The organism is Sulfitobacter sp. IGS-18, from assembly GCF_059628195.1.
The window spans coordinates 1-26,553 of sequence record NZ_JCAQIH010000005.1 but is presented as its reverse complement, the minus strand read 5'-3'; the positions used below and the strand labels follow the sequence as shown (position 1 = coordinate 26,553).

Genomic DNA, 26,553 nt, shown 5'->3' with positions numbered 1-26,553 from the left:
CTTAGACCTTCTTTGCATAAATTTGGGCCAGCAGGCCTTGCGGACGGATCAACAGCACAAGGAACATGATCAAGTAGGCACCAATTCCTTTGAGGGTCGGGAACATGATATCGAAAAACGGTTCCGTCACACCGATCAGCAAGCAACCGATCACCGCACCGGGGATGGAGCCGAAACCACCGACAATTGCCCCTGCAAATGCCTTGAACCCGATAAAACCCATCTGCGTCGAAACCAACGTCATTGGCCCCAGGAGCAGTCCGGCAATCCCGCCAAAGATCGCGGACATTGCCCAGATCGAGGATGTCAGCCGTTTCACAGGAATACCCATGTAGAACGCTGCTAACTGGTTCAGGGACAACGCCTGCATGGCGACACCCTGCCGAGCGTAACGGAAAAACAGGTACAGCGCGCTGGCGACAACCGCGGTGACAACAATCGACAACACGCTGGCCCAAGAAATGATCACTGGGCCCAGTGTAAGATTGCCATCAACCGGAGCAGGCAACGAATAGTTGCCAAACCCCCAAATTATCCCTGCAACCGCCCTGAGCGCGATACCCAATGCCAGCGTCAGGATAAAGACAGTGAACACCGGCTGGCCCGTCAGGCGCCGCACCACAAGCGCTTCGACGCCGTAGCCGAATGCGCCCATGAAGACCAATGTCAACATCGCACCCAGCCAGTAGGGCATCCCCATCAGCACGATGAACTGATACCCGACAAATGCCCCCAGCATCATGAATTCGCCTTGGGCAAAATTCACCTGCTCAGTCGCCTTATACACAAGCACCAGACCAATCGCGATCAGGCTATAAAGGCACCCTTGTGACAGGCCGACCACAAAAAGCTGCATCGCATCGGCAAAAGACAAGGCAGTCATGCGTTGTTCCCCCAGTGTTCAAGGATTTCATCAAGGCTGATTTCTCCCGCATCTCCGGTCGTCGGTGTGTCGGGTTGTGTTCGCGAGAATCGCGGTGCGGGCGTCGGCATCTCGATGCCACCTACTGTGACAAAGCTGCCCCGGGCGCGATTATGCGCATGATCCGATGCGTCAGCCAGAGAAACCACAGGTGCGAAACACGCGTCGCTGCCTTCCAGAATATCGCACCATTCCTGTTGGGTCGCAGTCAGGAAAATCTCCGTAAGCGCGTCCATCATACTGGCCTGCGCGGTGGGTGCGTATTGATCGGCAAAGCGCGGATCGTCTGTGAGGCCCAGAAGTGCCAGAAGTTCGGCAAAAAATTGCGGTTCGAGACATCCAACGGACACATATTTGCCATCGCCCGTTTCGTAACAACGATACCACGCAACGCCGCCGTTGATAAAATCGCCAGACCGTTTATCAGACCAAGCGCCACATGCGACCAACCCGTGCTGCATGGTCATCAGCAGGTTAACCCCGTCCGTCATGGCCGTATCGACCACCTGCCCCTGCCCCGTGGCGCGCGCATGAGTCAGGGCTGCAAGGATACCAACGTTCAGCATCATCGCGCCGCCGCCCTGATCCGCGATCAGGTTCATCGGTGCAGGTGGCGGGCGGTCCGCATCGCCCAAACCCCAAACCGCACCGGTTATGGCGGCATAATTCATGTCGTGGCCCGCTGCATGTGCCAGCGGCCCTTCCTGTCCCCATCCGGTCAATCGGCCATAGACCAAGGCCGGATTGCGCGCCTGCACCTGTTCCGGACCAAATCCCAGCTTTTCCATTTTGCCCGGCCTGAACCCTTCGATCAGCACCTCGGCACGTTCGATCAACTGCCAGAGCCGGTCGACATCTCTGGCCTTTGTCAGGTCAAGTGTCAGGCTGCGGCGCGAGCGGTTGAACAGATTGTATTTCGCATCAATCGGCAACGGAAATTTCTGACCGGGCCGCGCGATGCGCACCACTTCAGCGCCCAGATCAGCCAGATGCATCGCAGCAAACGGCGCAGGGCCAAGACCTGCCATTTCAACAATGCGTACACCTTTGAGGGGACCTGAGCGTTGCAGCATCGCCCTATCTCGCCTGCAGGCGCGTGGCAGCATCAAGCCGCACGGTTTCGCCGTTCATATATGAATTCTCGATCAGAAAGGCGCAGCAATGAGCGAATTCTTCCATCCGGCCGACACGCTTGGGCGCTTCGACAGAGGCTTCGAGGTTTGCGATCACGTTGTCGGGCAGCGACATGACCATCGGCGTGCCGAACAGGCCGGGTGCAATCGCGTTGACGCGAATGCCCTTGGCACCCAGTTCGCGCGCGGCAGGCAGGTTAAGGCCCATCACCCCCGCCTTTGACGACGAATAAGCCGGCTGGCCGATTTGCCCTTCCATCGCAGCACCAGAGGAGACGTTGACAACAACACCGCGCTCTTCGCCGTTTTCGGGTTCATTCAACAACATCCGCTGAACAGCTTTGCTCATTACGTTGAATGTGCCGACAAGATTGATATCAACCGTGCGGCGGAATGTGTCGAGCGACGCGGCCTTGCCGTCACGGTCGATCACTTTCATCGGGCTGACGACCCCGGCGCAGTTGATGCACCCATGCAGCGCACCGAATTTTGAAACCACGGCGTCAACTGCCGCGTCCACGCCTTCATCGTCGGTCACATCGACGTTGCAGAACATTGCGTTTGAAGCACCCAGTTCCTTGACCAGCGCATCGCCAGCGCCCTGCGACATATCGAAAATACCAATCTTGGCACCGCGTGCTCGCAGATATTTCGCCGTCGCCGCGCCAAGACCCGATGCCCCGCCGGTGACGATGATTGTCTTGCCTTCGATTTCCATGACCGCTCCTATTTGAATGCCTGCACGCCGGTAAGCGTCCGTGCGATCAGCAATTTTTGTATTTCTGTAGTCCCGTCCGGGATCGGCCCGATAATGGCCTCGCGCGCCAGCCGTTCGACGATAAAATCGGTGGTGACACCATTGCCACCGTGGATCTGCACTGCTTGGCGCGTTGCGTTCACTGCGATTTCCGTGCCGTACCATTTGGCCATGGCACATTCCTTGTCGCAGCGTTCGCCGCGGTCGATCATGCCAGCGGCACGGAGGGTCAAAAGCCGCGCAGCATCAATCTCTGTGGCCATTACGGCGATCTTGTCTGCGATGAGCTGGTGACCCGCTATCTGCTTGCCGTGCTGGTTGCGTTCCTGCGCATATCTGATCGACTCTTCCAACGCGCGCCGTGCCAGGGAGATTCCCCACATGGCCATGTGAACGCGCGCCCGTTCAAACACCACAAGCGTTTGCTGCAAGCCGCGGCCGACCTCGCCTATCGTGTTTGCAATCGGCACACGCACGTCATCAAGAAAGATCTGTGCCGTGGATTGTGCGTTCAGACCCATTTTTTTGATGTCGCGGGTTTCATAGCCATGCTCTTTGCGATCCACTAGAATATGGGTCAGGCCCTCATCGGTGGCGCAGGTGCATATCAGGAAATCCGAAAAGCGACCATTGGTGATCCAGGTCTTTTCGCCATTGATCACCCAGTCATCGCCGTCCCGCCGCGCTCGGGTTTTGACAGCGGCCACATCGGACCCGACATTTGGTTCCGATATGCCCATCGACGCGGTAATTTCACCGGCAAGCAACGGACCGATATATTTTTTGCGAATCTCATCAGACCCGAGCTTCAGCAGAATCTCACCTGCCACCACGTTGATCAGAATGGGCAGCGCGATATCTATTGCCGTAACACCAACCTCTTCGAACAGCATCAGGTGGGTGGTCCAATCCAGCCCCATACCGCCCGCTTCTTCGGGATGCGGGGCCGATGTCAGACCGAACTCGGCAAGTCGCGTCATGAAACCCTGAATGACTTCTTTTTCGAACGGCGCATCCTTAACCTTCAGGTATTCCGGTTCGATCTGGTCATCCAGAAACCGGCGCAAGGAATCGCAAGCCATTATCTGCTCTTCGGTTTTGAACATCTTTCGCTCCTAGCGCCCGAGAATAAGGATGGAGGCCACGGCCTCTTCGATACCGATCAAACCGCCGCCATTTTCCGCGATGGCGATCCGCGCACCTTCGACCTGTCTAGGTCCACATTCACCGCGCAGTTGCGATACCAGTTCGTAAACCTGGCCCAACCCAGTCGCGCCAATCGGGTGGCCTTTGCATTCCAGCCCGCCCGACGGGTTCACCGGCACCCGCCCGCCGATGGAGGTGTCACCGCGCTCGGATGCAGCACCCCCTTCGCCAAATGGGAACAGCCCAAGGTTTTCGATCTGGATCAACTCACCCACCGCTGTTGCGTCATGCACTTCGGCAACTGATACGTCTTGGGGACCGATACCGGCGATTTCATATGCCCGCCGTGCCGCAATCGCGGTCAGGTGGTTCTCATAATCCTCCGGCGCGCGGTTTGATCCGGTCTGGATCACGCTGGCGCGCACTTCGATGGCACGATCCCGGCTGATCCCGAACTTTTTCAATCCGGCCTCGGTCATCAGAACCGCAGCGGCACCGCCATCGCTCATCGGGGCGCACATTGGCAGGGTCAAAGGATAAGTGATCGGTGGTGCGCTTAATATTTCGTCAACGGTATAAGGCGCGCGGAATTGCGCCTTTTCATTTTCAACCGAATGCATGTGGTTCTTTGCTGCAATCGCAGCAATCTGTTTTTGGGTCGTGCCGAACGTGCGCATATGCGCCAGCCCGAACGCTCCGTAAATCGCCATAAAGACTGAAAACGGCTTGTCCGAAGTGGTGTCATTCGGCACGTCGATGCCTTTGCCCAGCGCCATCAGTTTTTCGGTATTTTCCTCAACGGTGGACACATCCCACGCGCCATCGAAAAAGCTGAACATCTTAGCTTTGTCACCTGTCCACATTTTTTCGGCCCCAACGGCCAAAGCCACGTCACCCTCGCCTGCTTTGAGAAATTGAGCCGCAAGGTTCAACGCGGTTGACCCGCTGGCACATGCATTTTCGACGTTTACCATCGGGATGCCCTCAAATCCCATCTCGCGCAGGGTGATCTGGCCCGGGATCATCAACTGCGCCTCAAGATGTCGCTGTGTTGTGTTCGCGTAGTAGGCAGCCTGAATGTCATCCTTGCCAATGCCGGCGTCCGCCATCGCGCCATCGACAGCCTCGCAGGTCAGCGACTTTACCGTTGCCCCGTCGAGGCGTCCCATTTTGGTCATCGCGACCCCGGCAATGTAAATTTTTGTCATTTCAATCTCCGCTCATGTGCCGGTGAAAACCGGCTTTCGTTTTTCACCGAATGCGGCAAGTCCTTCGGCCGCATCGTTGGATTTCAGATGTTCGCGCAGCACGGCAAGTTCCTGTTTCAGCGCCTCCACCTGCGTCATTTCGATGGATGCATTGGCTACCCGCTTCATCTGCGACAGGACCAGCGGGCTTTTGGTCGCCAGCAACTGGCTGAACTCGTGCAGCCGCGCTTCAAGCGCGTCATCACCAACCACTTCCTGCACCAGCCCCATGCGCATCAATTCGCGCGCTGGTAGACTTTGGCCCGAAAACAAGAGGTATTTCGCGTTTGCGAGTCCGATCCGGCACGGCAAGACAGCAGCGCCGCCTGCGCCAGGGAACACACCAAAATTCGAATGAGCATCGCCAATTCTGGCGCTCTCGCCCGCAATCAGCACATCGCAACACATCGCGAGTTCCAGCCCGCCCGCAACGGTAATGCCATTCAGCCCGCCGATCACCGGTTTCGGCAAATCACGCAGCGCTTGAAACGTCGCGCCGATAGCGTCAAGAAAATCACCCTTTTGCGTATCGGCATCATCCAGACCAGCGAGGACTTCCTTCAGATTGGCACCGGCGCAAAACGCACGCCCCGCAGCCGTCAGCACAATTGCGCGCACCTGTTTTGCCACAGCGATCTCTCTTATCGCGGCGCGCAGTTCCCCAATGAGGTCGACAGAAAGTGCATTAAGACTGTTGGCCCTGTTCAACGTCAGCCACGCAACCGGACCACGGTATTCGACCAGTACATTCGCTTGAGTCATGCGTGCGTCTTTCTATTTACTTACCAGTAAGTAATCAAAAATATATAATCAAATCAAGAACTAATTTACGTTAGGTTACATAGGCTTGTAGGTTGTCGGTTTCTCCCGTCCGATTTGATCGGAGAATCAGCAATCCGGCGACATCAAGATAGTGCGTTCCCCGATGATGCGCGCGACATGAAAAAATGCCTCGCCGCGCGACACCTTGTGTTCAGGACGAACTTTTTGTGCCCAGATCCAGCGAGCCAGTCTGCATCATGCCGCCACAGACATATCCACCATCAACGACCAGTGTTTCACCGTTCACATATCGCGCATCAGGCGAGCCCAGATAGGCAACTGCCGCCGCGATATCCGCAGGGTCGGCCATGTAACCCGCCGGAATCATCGGCAACAGGCGCGCAACCGTTTCTTCGGTATAGGTGCTTTCGGTGAGCGGAGTTGTAATGGCGCCCGGTGCAATCGCGTTTGCCGTGACGCCATGCGCCGCAACTTCAAGCGCAATCTGGCGTGTCAGCCCCACCAAGGCCGCCTTGGACGTGCCGTAAGCCGTGCGCCCGACCCCTGCGCGGATGCCGCTGACCGACGTGATATTGATGATCCTGCCATATCGCTGACGAACCATTTCACGCGCAGCAAGTTGCGCGCACAACATGCTGCCTGTCAGGTTGATAGCCATAACGCGGTTCCAGTCTTCCAAAGGAAAATCGAGGAACGGATTAATCCCGACGATACCCGCATTGTTCACCAGCACATCCACGCATTTGTCCCAGCGTTCCGTCTCGTCAAATGCCGCATTCACCGATGCCGGATCCGACACATCAAGCTTTTGCCCAAGCGCTGTACCACCTGCCGCTTCGATCTGCTTGACCGTATCGGCTATGCCTGTTTCGGCAATATCAGTGACAACAACCCTCGCGCCCAACTCCGCCAGCCGCAAAGCAATCCCCTGTCCGATGCCAGAACCTGCACCGGTGACAAGTGCCACGCCGAAATCGTCACGATCTCTCATTGGTGGTTTTGTCATGCTGTAATCCTTTCATAAAGTGTAACAACCGCCGCACCGCCCAGCCCAACGTTATGCTGGAGGGCAAGCCGCGCATTATCGACCTGCCGGTTCTCTGCCTTTCCACGCAGTTGGTTGGTCAACTCAAAACACTGTGCCAGCCCCGTAGCACCCAGTGGATGCCCCTTTGACAGCAGACCACCAGACGGGTTCGTGACGTATTTCCCGCCAAAGGTGTTGTCGCCATCATCGACCAACTTTTCGCCATCACCTTCGGCACATAGCCCCAGGGCCTCGTAGGAAATCAATTCGTTCTGCGCGAAACAGTCATGCAATTCGATCACGTCGATATCGTCAGGACCCACGCCCGCCTTTTCATAGACCATGCGCGCGGCATCACGGCTCAGCCTGGCGCCAACCACTTCGATCATGTCGCCGGTTTCAGGGTCCAGCAGTTTATCCGTTGTCATTGCCTGCGCGCGGATTTGTACAGTTGTATCAAGGCCCATTTTTTCAGCGAACCCTTTGGACACCACAAGCGCCGCCGCAGCGCCGCAGGTGGGCGGACAAGCCATTGGCCGTGTCATTACACCGGGCCAGATCACCTGCGCACCCATTACATCCTGCGTGGTCATCTCCTTGCGGAAAACCGAGAGTGGGTTGTTCGCGGCATGGCGGCTAGCCTTGGCCCGAATTTTGGCGAATGTCTCCATCTTCGTACCAAATCGTTCCATATGCGCCTTGCCCGCACCGCCGAAATACCGAAGCGTCATCGGCAGATCGACGTCCCCTATCAGCCGGTCCGTGGCGGCATCAAATTCCGCCAGCGGTGACGGGCGATCGGGAAAGACAACACCCAACGCACCGGGGGCCATCTGTTCAAAACCCACCGCCAGCACACATTCTGCCACACCGCTTTCGACAGCCTGCCGTGCGAGGAAAAGCGCTGTTGAACCGCTCGAACAATTGTTGTTCACGTTGATAATCGGGATGCCCGTCATGCCCACGCGGTAAATCACACGCTGCCCGCTTGTGCTGTCGCCGTAAACATAGCTGGCATAGGCCTGTTGCACGTCTTCGAACGCGATACCGGCGTCATCCAGTGCAAGACGGATCGCCACCTCGCCCATCTCGTCGTAAGGTGCCGATGCGCCCGGTTTTGCAAAAGGGATCATGCCGACACCGGCAATAATGGCAGTCATTTTGGGTCTCCTTTTTTATGGTTTTTCGAATTGTGTATCGGGGTCGGTCAGCATCTGGCGCAACTCTGTCTTAAGTATTTTGCCGTAGCTGCTTTTGGGCAGTTCGAGAACAAAGCAATAGGCCTTGGGTCGCTTGAACCGCGCTATGTTATCCAGACAAAAACGGTCCAGCGCCTGTGCGGTCACGCCCGGCTCTGCCACGACAAACGCGATGACTTCCTCGCCCCATTCGGCCTCCTCGCGGCCAACAACATTAGTTTCGACCACGCCGGAATGACGCAGCAGCACCTCTTCGACCTCGCGCGGATAAATATTTGACCCGCCAGAAATGATCACGTCCTTGGACCGGTCCTTGAGCGTCAGGAAACCGTGGGCGTCCACGCTGCCAATGTCGCCGGTATGGAGCCAGCCGTCCCGCAAGGCTGACGCCGTTGCCGTTTCATTGCCCCAGTATCCCGCCATCACCACATCGCCACTGACGATCACTTCGCCCGCGACATCTGGGGGGCATTGTGTGCCTGTTTCATCCACCACACAGACCGTGACGCCGGTGCGTGGAATGCCGACGGATCCCAGCCAACTATCCGGAATTTCCCAGCTCAATATATGCGGTGGTAGATAAGTGATCGTACATGGTGCCTCGCCTTGTCCGTATCCGATCCAGATGCGGTTGCCCAACAGCGCCATCGCCCGGCGCAGGTCTGCGACATAAATCGGCGCACCGCCGCAGAACAACAGATCAAGGTTTTCGATGGCCGCCGTGTCAAGCGCAGGACAGGCCGTCAGACGCGTCAGCATCGTGGGTGCGACAAAAAAAGATGAATGGGGATATTCATGCAGCAACGTCACGATTTCATGCGGATCGAATCCACCGCTTTGCGGCACAACATTCGCCGCGCCCCGCTGCGCAAACGGTAGCATAAACAGCCCTGCCGCATGAGACAGCGGTGCCGGATGCAGCGCCGCCGACATTTCCGTAACCGGACACATATCGGCCAGAAAACTCGTGGTCATGGTCCAGAGGTTGCGGTGGGTCAGTATCGCCCCTTTCGGGCGGCCCGTCGTGCCGCTGGTATAAAAAATCCATGCCGGATCGGTTTGCGCAGCGTGTGCAGGCTGCAAATCCGCTGACGCTTGTAACGCCGCATTATATTCCGGTCCACCGACCGCAATGACTGCTGAAAACCCTTCGACGTCTTCCGGCCGGTCGGTAAAGGCAAGTGCGGCATCACAGTTAGCATGGATATAGGTCACTTCGTTAGGGTGCAGTTTGGCATTCAACGGAACGGCAACACATCCGGCAGTCCAGATGGCAAACAGGATCTCGATATATTCGGGCCGGTTGCCCATGAAGATCAGAACACGGTCACCTTTTACCAGATTGCGCTGTTTCAGCGCAGCGGCCAAGGCCGCGCTGCGGTCCTGTAATTGGGTGTAGGTGCTGAACGTCGACAACCCCAAGCAGACGGCAGGTCGATCGCAATAGGCGCGCGCGGACTGTGTCAAAATGTACGCGATGTTCATAATTCTGCTCCCTAAATTCTGCGCGCTTGCCCCTGCCAGAACGTATCCCTGATGTCCTTTTTGCGCACTTTCCCAACGGGGCTGCGCGGCAGTTCATCCCAGAAGTCAACCGTTTTGGGGGCCTTTACGCTGCCAAGGTTTTCCTTGCACAATGCAATGATTGCTTCGGGTTCCACCGTTGCATCGGGTTTGAGTTCGATCACCGCCTTGATCGCTTCACCCCATTTTTCGTCAGGCACACCGATCACCGCGCAATCCTGCACGGCAGGATGCGACCAGATCACCTGCTCGACTTCCGAGGGATAAACGTTGAAGCCGCCCGAAATGATCATGTCTTTCTTGCGGTCCACGATATAAAGGTAACCCTCGTCATCCAGATACCCGATGTCGCCGGTATGGTGCCAACCGAACTGGGAAACCTCTGCGGTTGCTTCGGGGTTTTTGTAATACCCCTTCATCACCAGATTTCCGCGCACAACAATTTCACCATGCTCACCACGCGGCATAATGTTACCGTCATCATCCATGATCGCCATCGGTGTCAAAAGTGCGGGCCTGCCGCAACTTGCAAGCCGGTGTTCGCGGGCCGGATCTCCGATAACATTGTGATCCTCTGCCGTCAGCAGCGCGCAGAACATCGGCGATTCTGCTTGTCCGAAACACTGCGCCATGACCGGCCCAAAAATCTTCAGGCATTGGCGCAGCTTGTCAATGGCCATAGGTGCGGCGGCATAAAGAAAGAACCGCAATGACGGAAAGCTACGTTGCGCAACTTCCGGTTGCGACAACAGCATGTAAACGGCGGTCGGCGGCAGGAACAGATGGGTCACTCCCTCGCTTTCAATTGTGTCTAGAACGTTGGCGGCATCAAATCCCGGCAGGATGACGCTGCGCGCACCAGCGGCCATCAACGCAATGGCAAGCACCCCTGACGCGTGGGTCATAGGCGTGATCAGCAAATGCACAGGGTCAGGTCCGGCATCAAAACTGGCATAATAGTTCGCGATTAGCGTGGTCCAGTTCAACTGCGTCAGCATGATCCCCTTGGGCCGCCCCGTTGTCCCACCAGAGGATAAAATTCCGACAAGATCATCAGGGCCAAGCGGCACATCGGGATCGGTTGAAGGGGCCGCGGCCATCCAGTCTTCCAGCCATGGTGCCGCGCCGTCTTGTTTATCCAGACAGATGAATTTTTGTATCTTTGGGCAAAGTTCACGCAATTGTTCCAGCGCCGGTGCAAGATCGCTGTGATAAAACAGAATCTCCACATCATTATGATCCAGGATATACGCGTTTTCTTCTACGCCGTTCTTGGCATTGACGGGAACCCAGATCGTGCCGGCACGAAACAAGCCCAGCATAACTTCAAGGCCGCTCACGCAGTTGGGGCTGTAAACGCCGGCCATCTTGTCGCGTCCGTACCCTTCGGCAGTGATGGCATTGGCGAAACGATATGTGCGTTCCTGAACTTCGCCGTAACTCCGGCCGATTTTAGCATCTTCCAAAGCGATCACGTTAGGGTTGATTGCGACACCCCTGTCGAAGAAATCGATCACACGCATAACGGTTTCCTATCTTGGTTTCCGGGATTTTCCCGCCTTGCCAGTCTGAACTCATACACTGATGAGCTTTTCGATCTCTTCGCGGTTGGCCAGCAAATCTGCTGTCGTGCCGCTCCACTGGACGGTCCCGTTGTCGACAACGTACTGTCGATGGGCCAATTTCATCGGCACGCGCAGGTTCTGTTCAACCAGCAAAAGCGTCATACCTTCTTCGTTGATCCGCCGCATCGAATCGACCAATTCATCAACGATCAGCGGGGCAAGGCCTTCAGTCGGTTCGTCCAGCAGCAACAGTTCCGGATTAGTCAAAAGCGCGCGCGAAATCGCCAGCATTTGCTGTTCGCCGCCCGAAAGCGTGTTTCCCGCCTGTGACGCGCGATCAAGCAGCACCGGAAACATTTCAAAAATCCGGGTTTCGGTCCATGCGCCAGTGCGTCCCATGACGGTTGCGATGCGCAGGTTTTCATGCACTGTCAGATTGTCAAAAATGCGCCTGTCTTCGGGGACATACCCAATGCCCAGACGGCCCAGTTGGTTCGGGAGTCGCGCGGTAACGTCGTCCCCTTTCCAGACTCTGCGCCCTGAAACCGGTTGCTTTAAACCGATGATCGTCTTGAGAATGGTGCTTTTGCCTGCGCCATTGCGCCCGATCAGCGAAACAACTTCGCCCTGTGCGACTTCGATCGACACGCTATGCAACGCCTGCGCCTTGCCATAAGTGACATTGCAGCTTTCCAACGCAAGCAGCTTCATTCCTCTTCTCCCAGATAAGCCGCTCGCACCTCGGCGTTTGCGCGGATTTCTTCAGGGCTGCCAGACGCCAGAATTTGCCCTTGAACCATCACGACCAAAGCACTGGAGACCCGCATTACAACGTCCATGTTGTGTTCGATCAGCAGCACGGTGCGGCCCTTGACGATCCGTTTTATCAGCTCCATCGCAGGCCCGATCTGGTCATGTCCAACACCGGCCAATGGTTCATCGAGCAACAGGACCGATGGGTTGCTCAGCAATGCCAGCCCGACTTCCAATGCGCGTTGATCGCCGTGAGACAAGGTTTCGGCGGGGCGGTGCGCCATCACCGTCAGGCCGATCTCTTCGAGAACGCTTTCGGCCCGTTCCCTGACTGCAGGAAAGCGGCCCGCCGGAAGCCAGAAGGGCTGCAACCTGTACAGATGCGCAAAAGCAGCAAGTTGAAGGTTCTCAAGCACCGACATGCCGGCGAAGATCTTGGTGATCTGGAAACTGCGGCCCAGACCGATGCGGGTCCGTTTATGCACCGACAGGCCCGTTACATCGCGCCCGTCCAGCATCACTTGACCACCGCTTAGCTTGGCATGACCCGAAAGCGCATTCATCAACGTGGTCTTGCCCGCACCGTTAGGTCCGATAATCCCGTAAAGCTGACCCGGCTGGAAGTCGAACGTCACACCGTTGACAGCTTTCAACCCGCTGAAGGAGACCTGAATATCGTTGCAACTCAATGATCCGGCAGTCATTGCATGTCTCCTTCGTCCTGATCACCTTGGAACATTCCGGCAATACCGTTGCGTAGGAAGATGGTGGCAAAAATGAACACCAGACCAAGGATGCCGTACCAATATTGGGTGATTTGGCTCAGTTCTTCTTTCAGTAATTCAAACAAGGCCACGCCAAGAATCGGACCTAGCAATGTGCCTTTGCCGCCCAGCACGGTCATGATCAAAACGTCGCCCGATGTGGACCAATGCAGCATTTGCGGAGAGATGTAGAAGATCAACGATGCCAGCAGGGCTCCTGCAACACCTGCATACGCACCCGAAACGATAAACGCCGATTGGCGCAAGCTATGGACGTTGTATCCGAGTTGCGCGGCGCGCACGTCGTTCGCCTGTACCGCGCGCAATGCCCGCCCGAATGGCGACCCACGCAGCAATGCCATCAGCGCCAGTCCGATCAGGAAAACCGCCACGATAAACCCATAATAGTTGTGGTTGTCGTAGAAATTGATCCCGAACAAGTCAGGCCGCGGCACGCCTGGAATACCGTCCAATCCGCCGGTGATTGCGCGCAGCTTGTTGGACGCAAGGATGTACATCATCTGCGCCAGGGCCAGTGTCAGCAGTGCAAAAAAAAGCCCCGAAACCCGAAGCGCAAAAAGCCCCATCAGGTAAGCCAGCACCGCTCCGACAATCGCCGCTGCAAAAAGGCCCGGTATAAAACCGACGCCATAGCTGAGGGTGAGGATTGTGAGCGCATAACCCCCTGCCCCGAACAACGCCGCATGGCCGAATGACAGCATACCTGTCACCCCGAAGACCAGATCAAAGCCGATTGCGAACAAGGCCCAGATCAGGATCAGGCTGACAAGGTTCACCCATTGCTCATCCTGCACAAAAAACGGAACGATAATCATAACTGCGATAATAATGCCCATCAGGGCCTGACCGATAATCCTGCGTGTCATGCCGAACGCCCCTTTGTGCTAAACAAGCCCGCAGGCCGGAACATCAGCGTTCCGATCAACAGGGCAAAGGTAAGTAGTTCGACCCATTCAGTTGCGTAGGTATATCCGGCCGCCCGCGTCATGCCCAACAGCAACGACGCAAGGATTGCGCCGCGAATGTTCCCAAGCCCGCCGATAATCACCACGACAAAACAGTCGATGATAACGCTGAATCCCATGCCCAGTTCGATCGGCACCAACGGTGCGCTAACCACGCCACCAAGAGCCGCAAGATACGCACCAAGCGCAAAGACGCCGGTGCGAACCCGGTTTACATTTACACCGAGTGTCTGAGCCATTTCCGGATCGGAACTGGCGGCGCGAATAATCATGCCCCATTTGCTACGGTCCAGCAGCAAGAACAGTGCCAGAGAAACCGCTGCACCAAAACCGATTACAAAAAGCCGGTATGACGGTATTTGACTGCCAAACATGGAAATCGGTGCCATGAAGATTTCTGGTGTCGGCACTTGCTTATAGTCAAATCCCCAGATCATCTTTGTCGCGTCGTCGATGACCAGAATGAATCCGAAAGTGAGTAAAAGCTGAAAAATGTGGTCGCGGTCATAGACCTGTTTCAGCGCCAAAATTTCGATCAGCGCACCAACACAGGCGACGATCAGCGGCGCAAACAGCAGTCCCAACCAGAACGATCCGGTCATATGAACAATTTGATACCCGACAAACGCGCCAAGCATATAAAGCGCGCCATGGGCAAAGTTGATCACCCCCAACATGCCAAAAATAAGGGTCAAGCCCGCTGCCAGCAGAAACAGCAGAAAGCTGAGACTCAGCCCGATCACGATAATGGACATATTCAGGGTTCCTCAGTTTCACCCCAAAAAAGCGGGCGACGCATGTCGCGAGGGAACAGCGCCGCCCAGTTCAGGGAGGATCGATTAACAGTCGCTAAACAGGCTATTTGCCGAAAACTCTTCGGTGATTTTCATGGTGAGGTCCGGCAATGGTGCCTCGCCCTTCACAACTTCACCCCAAAGACCGACCTGTTTGGCCTGATGGTCACAAGCGCGCATTTCCTTGCGCCCTTCGACCGAATTTTCATAGACCGATGTTTCAAATGCATCGACCCAGGTTTCCACATCCCAGCTGTCAGTCGCTTCGATGACATCCATCCACCAGCGAAGACCGTCAAATGCCTCGCCCGCGAAGGCCGAAGGGTAGTCACCGTTTGCGTCACGGTAGGCCGTCACGAATTCGGCGTTTGCCGGATTGTCGAGCGAGAAGTGATAACGCACGCCGGAGTTCACGCCCAATGCGGCCTCGCCTGTCGCGGCTGCAAAGATTTCATCCTGAAGCACGGGGCCGAACAGCACTTTGTTCTGACCCATCCCAACCTGACCTGCCTGCTTGCAGAAGGTGACGCCGTCATTGCCCGTTGCCACAACCAGAATACCATCGGCGTCCGAACGCGCCATCTTGTCGATGATGACCGAAAAGTCGCGGTTGCCAAGCGGGGCAAAGTCATTCCCGACGATCTCGACACCGGCGGCTTTTGCTTTTGCGGCAAAGTCGTCAAAGGCGCTGCGCGTGGCCTGATAATCAGCCGTGACCGCGTATACTCTCTTGATCCCGCGTTTCTTTACGAATTCAACACACATGTTCATTTCCATGGCCAACGTGTTGGACGTACGGAATGAGTAACGCGCACCGTCCATCTTGGTAATGCTGTCGTCTGCGGAAATCGTGACCAGATGCGGCACCTTGCGCTGTGTGGACAGGCTTTGCAGTGCCAGAGTCGACGCTGAGCTGACCGCGCCAAACATCAATTGCGTGCCTTCCGCCAACAGCCGGCTTGCTTTTTGTACGGCGGGCTGGGGTTTGGTTTCATCGTCTTCCCAGCTGAAGCGGACTTTTTTGCCCAACAATTCGCCACCCCGCATGGCCACGGCAAGTTCCGCGCCTTTGCGCATGTCATTGCCGATCAAGCCGTATGCGCCCGAGAAAGACAGAATGCCCGCAATGTGATAATCTTCGGGCGTTGCGGCCCGCAGAACCATTGGCGCAGGCAAGGTACTGGCCAAAGTTAGCGCCCCGGCGCTGCGTAGAAAATTCCGACGTTTCATAGTTTTCCTCCCGGTTTCACGCCCCAAGAAGTTTCTCCTGCAAGGCGAATGATGCGCTGCCCGGGATAAATCGTTCCCGGAAAAGCAGAATACTATCAGCAAGTTTGGCGGGTTTTATCATACGTCGGATCAGCAATCGGGCGGTAACAAATCATGGATTTGCAAATGGCGCAAAAGTGCATCTGATCGCGACCGTGTCCCTAACCCTCCCCCATCTCTTGCATCAAGCATCGCAGGGTTAGGACTGGCAGGGAATGTCCGAAAACGCCACAAATTTGACATTTTCTGCCAAATCGATATTATTTACCCATCAGTAGAATTTTGAGGTCATCGTCATGAAGGTGGGCTTGCTCCAAAACCTGCGTCTTCCCAAACATAGCATCCAGTTCATGTGTGACGTGCTGATCGAACACGGCATTGATCCTGACCCATTGCTCAAAGAAGCAGGTTTGCAGCTCAGCCTTCTCTCGGATCCATGGGGCACGCTGGACGGTATTCAGGAACTCACATTCCTGCGTGCCTTTTGCCGGAGTACAGCGCATATTGAAGGTGTCGCTTTTGTCACCGGTCTGCGTTACAGCCTGATCTCGTATGGCCCTATCGGGCTTGCCACGCTAGTTTCAGAGAATGTGACAGCGGGGCTGAGGGTTTTCACGCAAATGCAGGGGCTGGGATACGCACTGCTGGCATATGACATCACAGAGGACGATGAAGGTTTTGCAACAGGGTTTGTTGCCGACGACCAGTATGTACCGCCCGATCTTCTGGATTTTGTTCATGAACGGCTGCTTGGGTCCGGCCCGACCTTCTTCCGGGACCTGCGTCAAGAAAACCTGCCCATCCGTCTGATCGAATGCCCGTTGGACCGCCCGAAAGGCTGGATGAACCTAGAAGCGCGCTGGCAAACCGAAATCGTGTATCGCGCACCGCGCAGTTGCATTCACTTTCATCCTGGAACAGGCGCGCTGAAACTGCCGCTGGCGAATGCCCTTCTTGCGGTAAACTATCGTGTTTTGTGCGAGAATATGCTTGAAACCGGCCCCAAGCATACCGGAACAGCAAATTCGGTTTATCAGGTGTTGATGCAGGTGCGCGGCGTTTTTCCCAATGCGCCGGAAGTGGCCGAAACGCTTCATTTGTCAGAACGCTCTTTACATCGAAAACTTGCCAGTCAGTCGATGAGCTATCGCCAGATTATCGATAGCGTGCGCTTGCGCCGCGCACGGGAGCTTCTTGATACATCCGACTTACCGCTGGCTGAAGTTGCAGATCGCCTCGGTTTTTCGGAAACTGCCAGCCTGTCGCGATTTTTCCGGCGGGTTTCAGGGGATTCGCCGTCCGCATATCGAAAAACCAGCAAAGGGTTATTCGCCAGTTCACGTTAGGATTAGACGACGAGACGCTAACACGACCATATATCAGAACGGAGTGACGCCATGAACAAGTCCGATGACGAAACGCTCACCTTCAAAGAGATGGTCGGGAAATTCGACGTCACCCCCCGAACCCTGCGGTATTACGAATATCTCGAACTTCTCAAACCCACGCTACAAGGGCGTGAACGAAGTTATGATCGCAAACAGATCGCGCGGTTCAAGCTGATCTTGCGAGGTCGTCGGTTCGGAATGAAGCTTGAAGATATAAGAGTTTGGTTAGAAATATATAAAAACAGGGGCTCAAGAGCGCAGCTTCGCGAATGGGCAAGGATATCAAAAATCCTCGAAAATAAGCTTCGCGCCGAGATAAAAGAAAGAGAGGAAGCTCTGGCAGAATTACGAGAAACCTCAAAGCTCGCCAATGAATTGAATTTCAAAAAGTGATCCCGAAACCCAACGCACCGACCAAATAGATGGCTGGTTGATGCAAACACCCATAATTTGGAAGCGAATGGATGGAGCTAGCTCTAAAACACAATCGACAAAGTGCTGGGACGTAAAATTCGCTTTTACAACATACAGCGGGTCCCTGCGCATTATTTGCCATAAGCGCGCTTATGCGTGTTTCTGCCCACATTCCAGGCAAATACTAAGTTGCAATCCGCCACATTCGAAACCGCCCCAGCCCTGTCACCTCACGAACCAAGTCCTTTTCCTCCATCAAGGCAAGGTTTCGCTGCACGGCTGCGCGGCTGGAACCAATCTGGGACTCAGCCATTGGAGCAGACACAAGGGGCCATTCTGCAAAGAGAGCTCGTAAGGCGGGAGGGGTTTTGCCGGATAGTGGCGCCATTTCAGCCTCTGCCTGAACCGTCCAAGCCTCAGTCTGATCCAGATGCCGCATCGCCGTTAGAACAGCGCTCTCCATCCCCGCCAACCAACGGGCCAATCGTTCGTCCGGAGAACCAGATGCACGCAGCCCCCCTGCTCCACCCATGGCGAGCGGCGCAAATATAGCACCGTTTCCGTTGCTGCTCGCAATCCTGGCCGCCGTGACGGCGGCTTCGATCTGGTCTCCTTGTGTCGCGTTGCCCTTAAATCTGAGACACGACGGGAGTGGGCAAAACCTGGTGGTCGACGTGGTAGGGTAAGGTATCGGAACAAGGCGGGACCCACCATGGAAGTAAACATTTTTGTCGAGACGACGTTTGACGATGGAGAAACCAAGAAGCGCAATATCGGTCGACTTCGCCGTGCGCCGGACGAGTTTGGTTCCGAGAGTTTGGGCCTTCTCCTCAATGACGCAAAGACCTTACTGAGGCGTTTGCAGGAGACGATTGTGCAAGATCAGGTCGGTGAAGCAATGGAGGCTCGCCGGAAATGCGATGGCTGTGGCAAACAACGCGCGATCCATGATGATCGAGGCCGTATTCTCGACACTCTTTTCGGGCGAATTCGGGTGAAGTGGCCAAGGCTTCGACGCTGCTTGTGCCAACCGGCTGGGGTCGCGAAATCTGGGCCACAATCACCACTTGCCGGGTTATTCTCTGACCGTGCGACTGCCGAACTTCGGCGCCTGCAGGCTGAATTGGGGGCCAGGCACTCGTTTCGGGAAGCCGCTCGATTAATCGAAATGTTCATGCCCTGTTCGGCTCAATTGAACACGACCGTTCGAAATCGTTTGGGTCGCATCGCCGACGAGCTAGGCCGCGAAAACGTAAGCCAAGGAGACGCGGATACAATCGCTCCGCCATCACCACTGACCGTTTTCCTGGATGGTGCGCACATACGATGTCGACCTGAATACCAGAAACGGCACCTCGATGTTGTAGTCGGCAAGGTTGAAAGCCCCAATATGAGCCGGCGGTTTGGTCTCGTGCAGCAAGCCGCCGGTTCTCCAGCAAAGCAGCTCCGACATGACCTGATCGCGCAGGGCTGGGACGGTCAGAGCAAAGTGACCGTGATTTCAGACGGCGAACCTGCACTGCCGAATTTGGTGAGGCGTGCCGTTCGAGGTCCCGTCACCCACATACTGGACTGGTGGCATATCTCGATGCGGGTCAAGCACATTGAAAATGCGGTGCGGGGACTTCTGCAATCGAAGGGCTTTTCAGGGTTGCCGCTACTCTTCGAGCGACCTGCTGATACACTGCGTTGGCACCTTTGGCACGGCAAAGTGATGACCGCCGCGACAATCCTCAAGGTTCTTCAGATCGATTGCGATCGTCTGCACGCCGAAACCCGAGAATTACGAGAAGCGGCCAAGCGGGTCAAAGCCCGGTGCCAGGACCTCTATTCCTACCTTGCGAACAACTTCGACGCGCTCGTAGACTACGGCCATCGACACCGGAATGGCCTCGCAGTTTCGTCGTCCCGGGCAGAAGGCTGTGTTGATGACATCGGCAACACCCGCATGGGCAAGCGGCGGCGCATGAGATGGTCACCGCGGGGCGCGCAACGGGTTGCCGTCACTCGGGCCGCTGTCCTTGACAGAAGGCTAGGCGTCTCAAAGCGGGCCGCTTAACCACCAAGTTTTGCCCACTCCCACGGCAGGGTGCCGGCCGGCTTCCTGCTTGGCTTTATGCGCCGATGGCGAAATTCGTCGGGAACTCCAACTCGTCCCGCGGTCAAGCCGCCCGCGAGACCAATAACGGACCCCAAAGAGCGCGAATTGCTGAGACAGATGCAAGCCGCACCAACTGCGAACCGCCAGTTCCACGCGTCCGACTTGTGTCGCTTGATCGGACATGCTGCCTACGAAGCGCGTGTACTCGATGTGATCCACAAGTTTGGGTGTCAGAGGTTTTCAGCAACTTTGGCCGTGCACGGAAGAGCGGTGTTGGCAGGGGAAATATCCAGATGATCCGCTGGCGGCAGTGCGCGATTGGATCAATGAGCGCTCCCTGCGCTTGAGGGACCCCTGGATGGCTAAATTCGGGGGTCGGGCCTAGAGATGTGGTAGGGACTGCGTGAACAGCTTGCGGGCGGTTTCTGAGTTGGTTCTGAAAAGCTGGTTCAGGTATCCAACTGTTCCGTCATTTCCAACTCGAGCCGCGCAGTCTCCTGGTTCAGTCGCCATCTTCTAACGACATAAAACACGAGCGCCTTGCGAGTTTCGATCAGTAAATGCGTCTTGTCGTCAAATCCGTACTCCAGCTGGACGGCTCGCGCTTGTGCATCAGATAGATCTGAACGCGGACGTATCCACAAGCGCACTAAGCTGTTCCAGTCCGTGTCAAAAGGCAGGGGAGCAGGTCTCTCCCGCGTTTTCATGTCGATTTGTTTCGTTATTCGTATTGGGAGATAATCGCGGTACGCCTCGTGATTATAGCTCCATGCGCGGAGATAAATTGCCTCTCCGTCAAAATGGAACTGAACTGGACTGATCCACTGCGGGTCGGATAGGCCGCTTGTCATCGAGGTGTAGGTAATCTGGATGTCGCGTTCGCCCATCTTGGCGCGGTACAGCTGTGCGACAACGGTGGAATCCATCACGCGAGTGGGCAGCGGGATGCTCGCGCCAAGCGATGTCGCCTTGCCATCAAGTAATTCGAAAACTTGTTCCGGGCCAGCCTCAGTCAATGCGCAGTGGTCGCCGGTCGAGAAATAGGCCTTCTCTGCGGCATCGTAGACTGGCGGCGTATTCGTCAGAGAAAGATAGGTTCGAAAGTCAACGGCAGCCTGTGCCATCGAGATATTGAAGCGTTCGATCAAGTCGCGGCGGTTCGCCTGACCTCTCCAGGTCAGACATTGGTCGAGGAACAAAATTCGCTCACGTTGCGCGTGCTTGAGGGCTTTCAGGCTCATACGCCGAGTAATACTTGACTCCGCTCGCATAGTCCATACATTTACTATACGTATAGAAAATGGATTGATCTGATGAGACTACTTCATACGGCAGATCTGCACCTGGGGCGGCAGTTCATGGGGTTGAGCCTCGAGGAGGATCATGAGGTTATCCTGGGTCAGATCCTTGAAGCGCTTGTGGTCGAACGAGCTGATGTTCTTGTCATCGCGGGGGACGTTTTTGACCGTGCCTCTCCGCCCAATTCATCGGTCCGGCAGTTCAATCGCTTCCTCAAGCGTGTAGCAGAGGAGACCGAAGCCGCTGTGGTGATGATCTCTGGAAACCACGATTCTGGCGACAGGATCGAGGCTATGTCTGTCTTTTCCACCGCGTCTCGTGTGCTGGTGCGGGGGATTGCCGATGCGGTGGAAGCGCCGCTGGTGCTGCGTGACGCGCAGGGCGAGGTCGCCTTTTCCGCACTGCCCTTTTCCTATGAATACGCCGCACGCGAGGTGTTCAGGGATGAAAGCATTAATGCGCCGGCGGAGGTAGTTGCCGCCCAGATCGCTGCGGCAAGGAGGCAGGTGCCTGATGGAGCGCGTTGGGTCGTCGTGGCCCATGCTTTCGTCGCGGGTGGTGCGGTCGGCGAGACCGAGCGCGCCCTGACGCGAGTCGGAGGCATAGAAACTGTTCCCTCCGATGTCTTCGATGGGGCGGACTATGTTGCACTGGGGCATTTGCACAAGCCGCAGGAAGTGGGCGCGAGCCATATTCGGTACTCCGGCGCACCGCTTGCTTTCGGTTTCGACGAGGCGGGAAATGAAAAATCCATGACAGTCGTCGATCTTAAAGCTGAAGGGGTCGAGATCCGCATCGTACCGTTCCGACCGATCCGGCAGGTTCGCTCGCTTACTGGGGCATTCTCGGATCTTCTGGAAGGAACGCCGTCTGACGATTTCATCCAGGCTATCCTGACGGATGAAAACCCTCTGATCGATCCGATGAAACGGTTACGCGCGACCTATCCCAATGCTTGCCATCTGACCTATGCCCGGCAGGAGCGCGCTGCGGAGACCAAGGCGCTCGGCAGCGGACGGACCGCGGTCACGCCAATCGAGATGATTGTCGACTTCGTGAAGGTTGTGCGCGGCCGGGAACCAAACGCCACCGAAGTCGCGATCATCGCGGAAAAGCTCCACGCGGTAACCTCCGGGGAGGAGCAGACATGAGACCCATTCGCCTATCGCTTCAAGCCTTCGGGCCATTTGCGACAACCGAGGTAGTCGATTTCCGGTCCGCGCTGGAGACGGGTCTGTTCGGGATTTATGGTCAGACCGGCGCGGGAAAGTCGACGCTGTTTTCGGCGATGTCCTTCGCGCTATTCGGGGCGCCGACCAAGACTGATCAAGAACCACGTTCACTACGCTCGGATCACGCCGCGTCGGATCTACCTACCGAAGTTGAATTTGTCTTTGAGCTGGGCGCCAAGACCTACCTGATCCGTCGTCGTCCGGCGCAGGAACGTCCGAAGGCACGCGGTGAAGGGACCACTGAGGACGCGTCGGAAGCCTCGTTATTCGACGTCACCGGGATTCCGGTGGACATTCTTGGTCCGAGTCAGTCTGGCCGTGTCATTGCGGAAAAGAAAGTCTCGCTAGTTGGGCAGCAAGTCGAGGCGCTGCTTGGCTACGGGGCAGATCAGTTTCGACAGATCGTGCTCTTACCGCAAGGCAAGTTCGAGACGTTCTTGGCCGCAAAAACGGATGCGCGGGTCGAGATATTGCGGGATCTCTTCGACGTGAAGATCTATCGAGATCTCGCCGCACGGCTGAAAGAAGAAGCCTCAGAGGCAGAACGAGCGTTGCGCGACCAGCGCGCTCTCTACGTGGCTCGACTCGAGGAACGTGGTTTTGAGAGCGCGGAGGCGCTAGAACTCGGGATTGCCGCAGCCGAAACAAAAGTCGAAGAAAAGCAGGGAGTTCAGAACGGCGCGGCGATGGCTACCGAAGCCGCGCGTAAAGCTCTGACCGAAGGCGAGCAAATCGAGAAAGCATTTTCTGCTGTCGACACGGCACAGCAGGCATTCGATAATCTAGAAAAGAAAACGGGCGAGGTCGAAGAACTGGCCAAGCGCATTGAGGCTGTCCGGAATGCCATTCAGGCCCGTGATCTTGAGACGGCTTTGCGCGATGCGGAGCAGGAAAGCCGGAATGCGGTGGAGGCTGTCACAAAGGTCGAGGCGGCACTAGATATCGCCACTGGCGCGAAGGAGGTGGCGGGAAAAAAACTTGTTGAGGCACAGTCGGGCGAGGACCGGCGGCAGCAAGTTCAGGCTGACCTGACAAGGTTGGAGGCGATCGAGAACCAGGTCGGTCAAGCAGCGGCTCTTAGAAGCGCGTTTGACGACGCTGCGAAGGACGAAGGTTCGGCGAAGAAGGCTCTGACCGAGGCCATAGATGCCCGAGAGAAGCTCAAGTCTCAGCGCGATGCGACCGATCTGGCACTTGATCAAGCGCGAAAGACCGAAACGGTGCGAGGCCAGCTGACCGGTGAGTTGGCCGAGGTCAACCGAGAAAGAGTCAAGGCAGCGGCGCATGTTAAGGCGCAAGAGGCTGTCGCGGATGCTCAACGAAATGTAGAAGCGGCATCGAACGAACTGGCGACAAGAACCGACGCGGCGCAAGCCGCTGATGCGGCATTGGTAGATGCCGAGGCACGGCTTTCGCGCACGCAAGCGATCATTCTGGCCGAAAAGTTGACCGAAGGAGCGCCCTGCCCTGTCTGTGGCTCCCATGATCATCCTGCGCCTGCCCATGGTATGCCCGAACAATCTGGTTTGACCGAAGCGTTTCGGAGTGCGCAGGTTCAGGCGAGAACTGCCTCCGAAGCCAGAGTTCGGGCCGAAAGCGAACTCGGCAATTTTCGAATGCGGCTCGACGAAAAGAAGCGGGCGCTCGAGGAACAGGAAAGTCCTGAGCGCACGTTAGCGGAACTCGAAGTTGAAATCGCACGGCTTGAAGGCGACGTCGCCGCGCTTGGAGAAGCGGTCGATTTAGACGCGATGGCGGAGCAGTTGGCCCAACTCAAGCTGAAACTGACTGAGGCTGAAGCTGCCGAGGCTACGGCGCGCACCGCTGCGGGAAAGGCCGAGACCGATCTTGCCGGCGCGCGCGCCAAGCTGGACACAGTGATCGAGGCCCTGCCGGAAGGTCTGCGCACGCCCGAGGCGGTTGTCGCTCGACGGGAGGCTTTACAGAGAGAGCAAAGGCAACTGTCCGAGGCGCTGGAAGTGGCGACGCAACAGGACCGAGCCGCCGGTGAAATGCTCACCCGTGCGCAAGAGCAGCTGGAAGCAGCAAAGCGGGCGCGCGACGCGCAGCAACAGCGCGTGAAAAAGGCGCAAGATGATTTTGGTGCTCGGCTTGCCGAGGTCGGGCTGGACAAAGCGGGATATGATGCTTGCAAGGCGCATTTCCCGACCCTCGATGCCGACCAGAAGACGGTATCCGATCATCGTGAGGGCCTGATCGCGGCTCACACGACATTGCAGAACGCCATAGCCGCTTGCGCAGATCGTGAACGCCCGGATCTTGCCCCGCTTCAGCTGGCGTTGGCAGACGCCACCCAGACCTTGAACGCGGCCAACGCTGCACTCGCCACAGCGAGGACAGATGTATCGTCACTGACCAAATTCAAGGAATCGCTTGCGGCGGCGCTGGCCGAAACCGAGCGGCTTGAAACCGAGACCGGTCCGCTCCGGGGGCTGGCCGATCTGGCTAACGGCAAGAACGATTTCAAGATGACACTCGAGACCTTCGCGATCGGTGCAATGTTCGACCAGGTTCTCGATGCGGCGAATATGAGGCTCGACCCTATGACACGTGGTCGCTACCGGCTGACGCGCGGGCTTGAGGCATCTGGCGGCCGCGGCAAGCGTGGGCTCGAAATCGAGGTCTTCGACATCAACACCGGCAAGGCGCGTCCGACAGCAACGCTATCCGGTGGCGAGACCTTTATCGCGGCACTAGCCCTCGCGCTTGGGCTAGCTGATGTGGTCGAGAGCCTTTCGGGCAAGATCCGAATGGACACGATCTTCATCGATGAAGGCTTCGGCAGCCTCGACACCGAGAATGGGGCGGGCACGCTGGACCAAGTGATCCAGGTTCTTGCTGCGCTGACAGAGGGCAGCCGGGCTGTGGGACTGATCTCGCATGTCGGGCTGGTGCAGGAGGCTATTCCACAAGGCTTCTATGTGCGTTCGACCCCAAGCGGCAGCCGGGTCGAGGAAAGGAGGGGGCTGGGATGACGGACCGTTGGTATTTCCGTAAGGCGCACACCCGCCGCCTGTCGACGGGGCGCACGGTATCCGTCCGCGGCGGTTGGGCAGTTCGGGGCGACCGTGAAAGCAAGAAGGGCGCACCGTTCAGGCGGACTTGTCCAATATGCGGGGCGCTGATCGTAAGTGTGGGCATGCCCAGAGGGGGCTGGGTCCATTTCGAGGGCGGCAAAGGCCTGACACGAATTAAACACCATTGCCTACATCTTGGCGAAGGTCTGAGCAGGCGGCGCGACGAGGACACACCGGATCTTTTCGAAATGCTGCGATAGCTCGTTGCCGGATTACACAAAGCAATTCTGAGAGAAAATTTTGTTCGATATCCAACCCAGGATTCTTTGGCGAATCTGATGAACGTAGGCATCGGCGCCACGCGCCCCACCCTCAATGAACTGAGAAGGCCCTTACCGCTGGATCTACTCACAACGGTCTAGTCCTTGATCCGCCACATCCTGAAGCGTCCTTGTTGCGTCACTTCTCGGATCAGGCCTCTCTCTTCCATCCAAGCGAGGTTCCTTTGAACAGCCGCGCGACTTGCGCCTGTTAAGACTTCCGCCATCGGGGCCGACACCAAAGGCCACTCTGTCAACGCCGAACGAAGAGCGGCCGGAGTTCGCCCCGAAAGCTGAGACATGGCTCCTTCCGCCCGAGCACTCCATGTCTGGGTATCATCTAGATGACGCATCGCCGTTAGAATTGCGCTGTTCATCCCATCCAACCAGCGGGCCAAGCGTTCGGGTGGCAAGCCCGAAGCACGCAGCCCCCCTGCCCCGCCCATAGCGAGCGGTGCGAAAATGGCGCCGCTTCCGTCACTGGCCGCGATCCTGGACGCGGTGACGGCGGCTTCCATCTGGTCGCCGTGCTGTCCGAGGCCCGCCAGGCTCCAGAGATGAAAGCCCATGCAAGCCCGCGTGATTGGGTGGAGATCGGCTGCGGCTGCTATTACGTCCAGCCATCCGCCCGCGCGATCTTCGAAACGCTCAGTGCTGTCTTCAATGTTTTCGGGATCGCGGCGATCTAGGAAGGCTGCCAAGTCACCTTTTGGTCCGGGACCGCCAGTCAGGCGCCGAGCGGCCCATCCAACTCTTGCTAGGGCATTTGTGTCATCCTGTGCGCCCGAGAGCCGCATCGACACCCAGAGCGCCAGCCGATCAGAACTCACCCGATCTCCTGCGAACCAGCTAAGATCCGCCGCCTCGATGAGAGCGAGCCGATGCCGCCAGC

Annotated in this window: 21 protein-coding genes and 3 pseudogenes; 6 read left to right on the top strand and 18 right to left on the bottom strand. The window is 56.8% G+C overall.

Going from position 1 to position 26,553, the window contains the following annotated elements:
• Position 1: 1 nt before the first annotated feature.
• From ACWNZ3_RS22905 to ACWNZ3_RS22835, 15 genes are all read right to left on the bottom strand, one after another.
• Positions 2-883 (bottom strand): branched-chain amino acid ABC transporter permease, encoded by an 882-nt coding sequence (locus ACWNZ3_RS22905; RefSeq protein WP_009808035.1) that lies wholly within the window; start codon positions 881-883, stop codon positions 2-4.
• On the bottom strand, positions 880-2,028 hold the full coding sequence (locus ACWNZ3_RS22900; protein WP_274576058.1) for a CaiB/BaiF CoA transferase family protein: 1,149 nt from the start codon (positions 2,026-2,028) through the stop codon (positions 880-882). The genes ACWNZ3_RS22905 and ACWNZ3_RS22900 overlap by 4 nt, the downstream gene beginning before the upstream one ends.
• Complete coding sequence (locus ACWNZ3_RS22895) at positions 2,000-2,773, bottom strand: SDR family NAD(P)-dependent oxidoreductase (RefSeq protein ID WP_009808033.1); 774 nt, start codon at positions 2,771-2,773, stop codon at positions 2,000-2,002. The genes ACWNZ3_RS22900 and ACWNZ3_RS22895 overlap by 29 nt, the downstream gene beginning before the upstream one ends.
• 8 nt (positions 2,774-2,781) lie before the next feature.
• Positions 2,782-3,918, bottom strand: coding sequence for an acyl-CoA dehydrogenase family protein (locus tag ACWNZ3_RS22890; RefSeq protein ID WP_009808032.1), 1,137 nt, complete (start codon positions 3,916-3,918; stop codon positions 2,782-2,784).
• Positions 3,919-3,927: 9 nt separating this feature from the next.
• Complete coding sequence (locus ACWNZ3_RS22885) at positions 3,928-5,166, bottom strand: thiolase family protein (RefSeq protein WP_009808031.1); 1,239 nt, start codon at positions 5,164-5,166, stop codon at positions 3,928-3,930.
• Positions 5,167-5,178: 12 nt separating this feature from the next.
• Complete coding sequence (locus ACWNZ3_RS22880; RefSeq protein ID WP_009808030.1) at positions 5,179-5,967, bottom strand: enoyl-CoA hydratase/isomerase family protein; 789 nt, start codon at positions 5,965-5,967, stop codon at positions 5,179-5,181.
• 211 nt (positions 5,968-6,178) lie between these two features.
• Positions 6,179-6,907, bottom strand: coding sequence for an SDR family NAD(P)-dependent oxidoreductase (locus ACWNZ3_RS22875; RefSeq protein ID WP_496902623.1), 729 nt, complete (start codon positions 6,905-6,907; stop codon positions 6,179-6,181).
• Positions 6,908-6,990: 83 nt separating this feature from the next.
• Positions 6,991-8,175: a lipid-transfer protein gene (locus ACWNZ3_RS22870; protein ID WP_009808028.1), complete on the bottom strand. Its 1,185-nt coding sequence runs from the start codon at positions 8,173-8,175 to the stop codon at positions 6,991-6,993.
• 15 nt (positions 8,176-8,190) lie between these two features.
• Positions 8,191-9,699: a class I adenylate-forming enzyme family protein gene (locus tag ACWNZ3_RS22865; RefSeq protein WP_074647007.1), complete on the bottom strand. Its 1,509-nt coding sequence runs from the start codon at positions 9,697-9,699 to the stop codon at positions 8,191-8,193.
• 11 nt (positions 9,700-9,710) lie between these two features.
• Positions 9,711-11,261 carry an AMP-binding protein gene (locus ACWNZ3_RS22860; protein WP_067296559.1) on the bottom strand — a complete coding sequence of 517 codons (1,551 nt, stop codon included), beginning with the start codon at positions 11,259-11,261 and terminating at the stop codon, positions 9,711-9,713.
• Positions 11,262-11,312: 51 nt separating this feature from the next.
• Positions 11,313-12,014 carry an ABC transporter ATP-binding protein gene (locus tag ACWNZ3_RS22855; protein WP_176832926.1) on the bottom strand — a complete coding sequence of 234 codons (702 nt, stop codon included), beginning with the start codon at positions 12,012-12,014 and terminating at the stop codon, positions 11,313-11,315.
• Positions 12,011-12,760 carry an ABC transporter ATP-binding protein gene (locus ACWNZ3_RS22850; RefSeq protein WP_064223626.1) on the bottom strand — a complete coding sequence of 250 codons (750 nt, stop codon included), beginning with the start codon at positions 12,758-12,760 and terminating at the stop codon, positions 12,011-12,013. Before ACWNZ3_RS22850 ends, ACWNZ3_RS22855 begins: the two co-directional genes overlap by 4 nt.
• Positions 12,757-13,707: a branched-chain amino acid ABC transporter permease gene (locus ACWNZ3_RS22845; RefSeq protein ID WP_082894733.1), complete on the bottom strand. Its 951-nt coding sequence runs from the start codon at positions 13,705-13,707 to the stop codon at positions 12,757-12,759. The genes ACWNZ3_RS22850 and ACWNZ3_RS22845 overlap by 4 nt, the downstream gene beginning before the upstream one ends.
• Positions 13,704-14,561, bottom strand: coding sequence for a branched-chain amino acid ABC transporter permease (locus ACWNZ3_RS22840; RefSeq protein ID WP_064223625.1), 858 nt, complete (start codon positions 14,559-14,561; stop codon positions 13,704-13,706). The genes ACWNZ3_RS22845 and ACWNZ3_RS22840 overlap by 4 nt, the downstream gene beginning before the upstream one ends.
• An 84-nt stretch (positions 14,562-14,645) precedes the next feature.
• A complete protein-coding gene (locus tag ACWNZ3_RS22835; protein WP_496902622.1) occupies positions 14,646-15,857 on the bottom strand; it encodes an ABC transporter substrate-binding protein in 1,212 nt (403 codons plus the stop codon).
• Between the two features lie 308 nt (positions 15,858-16,165).
• Here ACWNZ3_RS22835 and ACWNZ3_RS22830 point away from each other — a divergent pair, with 308 nt between their 5' ends.
• Positions 16,166-17,215, top strand: a complete 1,050-nt coding sequence (locus ACWNZ3_RS22830) for an AraC family transcriptional regulator (protein WP_089423652.1) — start codon at positions 16,166-16,168, stop codon at positions 17,213-17,215.
• Positions 17,216-17,266: 51 nt separating this feature from the next.
• On the top strand, positions 17,267-17,650 hold the full coding sequence (locus ACWNZ3_RS22825) for a MerR family transcriptional regulator (RefSeq protein ID WP_064223622.1): 384 nt from the start codon (positions 17,267-17,269) through the stop codon (positions 17,648-17,650).
• Between the two features lie 205 nt (positions 17,651-17,855).
• Here ACWNZ3_RS22825 and ACWNZ3_RS22820 read toward each other — a convergent pair.
• Positions 17,856-18,293, bottom strand: a pseudogene (locus tag ACWNZ3_RS22820) (helix-turn-helix domain-containing protein); the annotation flags it as partial.
• 90 nt (positions 18,294-18,383) lie between these two features.
• Between ACWNZ3_RS22820 and ACWNZ3_RS22815 the strand changes: the two are divergent.
• Together ACWNZ3_RS22815 and ACWNZ3_RS22810 are read left to right on the top strand one after the other, a co-directional pair.
• The gene (locus tag ACWNZ3_RS22815) at positions 18,384-19,730 is read left to right on the top strand and encodes an ISKra4 family transposase (protein ID WP_078543006.1); all 1,347 of its coding nucleotides are present in this window, start codon (positions 18,384-18,386) and stop codon (positions 19,728-19,730) included.
• A 12-nt stretch (positions 19,731-19,742) separates the two neighbouring features.
• Positions 19,743-20,069: pseudogene (locus ACWNZ3_RS22810) on the top strand (hypothetical protein); the annotation flags it as partial.
• Between the two features lie 152 nt (positions 20,070-20,221).
• Here ACWNZ3_RS22810 and ACWNZ3_RS22805 read toward each other — a convergent pair.
• Positions 20,222-21,013, bottom strand: coding sequence for a BrxR family transcriptional regulator (locus ACWNZ3_RS22805; protein ID WP_089423653.1), 792 nt, complete (start codon positions 21,011-21,013; stop codon positions 20,222-20,224).
• Positions 21,014-21,085: 72 nt separating this feature from the next.
• On the opposite strand from ACWNZ3_RS22805, the gene ACWNZ3_RS22800 reads away from it, so the two are divergent.
• Positions 21,086-22,222 carry an exonuclease SbcCD subunit D gene (locus tag ACWNZ3_RS22800; RefSeq protein WP_089423654.1) on the top strand — a complete coding sequence of 379 codons (1,137 nt, stop codon included), beginning with the start codon at positions 21,086-21,088 and terminating at the stop codon, positions 22,220-22,222.
• Complete coding sequence (locus ACWNZ3_RS22795) at positions 22,219-25,299, top strand: AAA family ATPase (protein WP_089423655.1); 3,081 nt, start codon at positions 22,219-22,221, stop codon at positions 25,297-25,299. The genes ACWNZ3_RS22800 and ACWNZ3_RS22795 overlap by 4 nt, the downstream gene beginning before the upstream one ends.
• A gap of 460 nt (positions 25,300-25,759) precedes the next feature.
• Here the strand turns inward: ACWNZ3_RS22795 and ACWNZ3_RS22790 are convergent.
• Positions 25,760-26,551: pseudogene (locus ACWNZ3_RS22790) on the bottom strand (hypothetical protein); the annotation flags it as partial.
• Positions 26,552-26,553 lie beyond the last annotated feature (2 nt).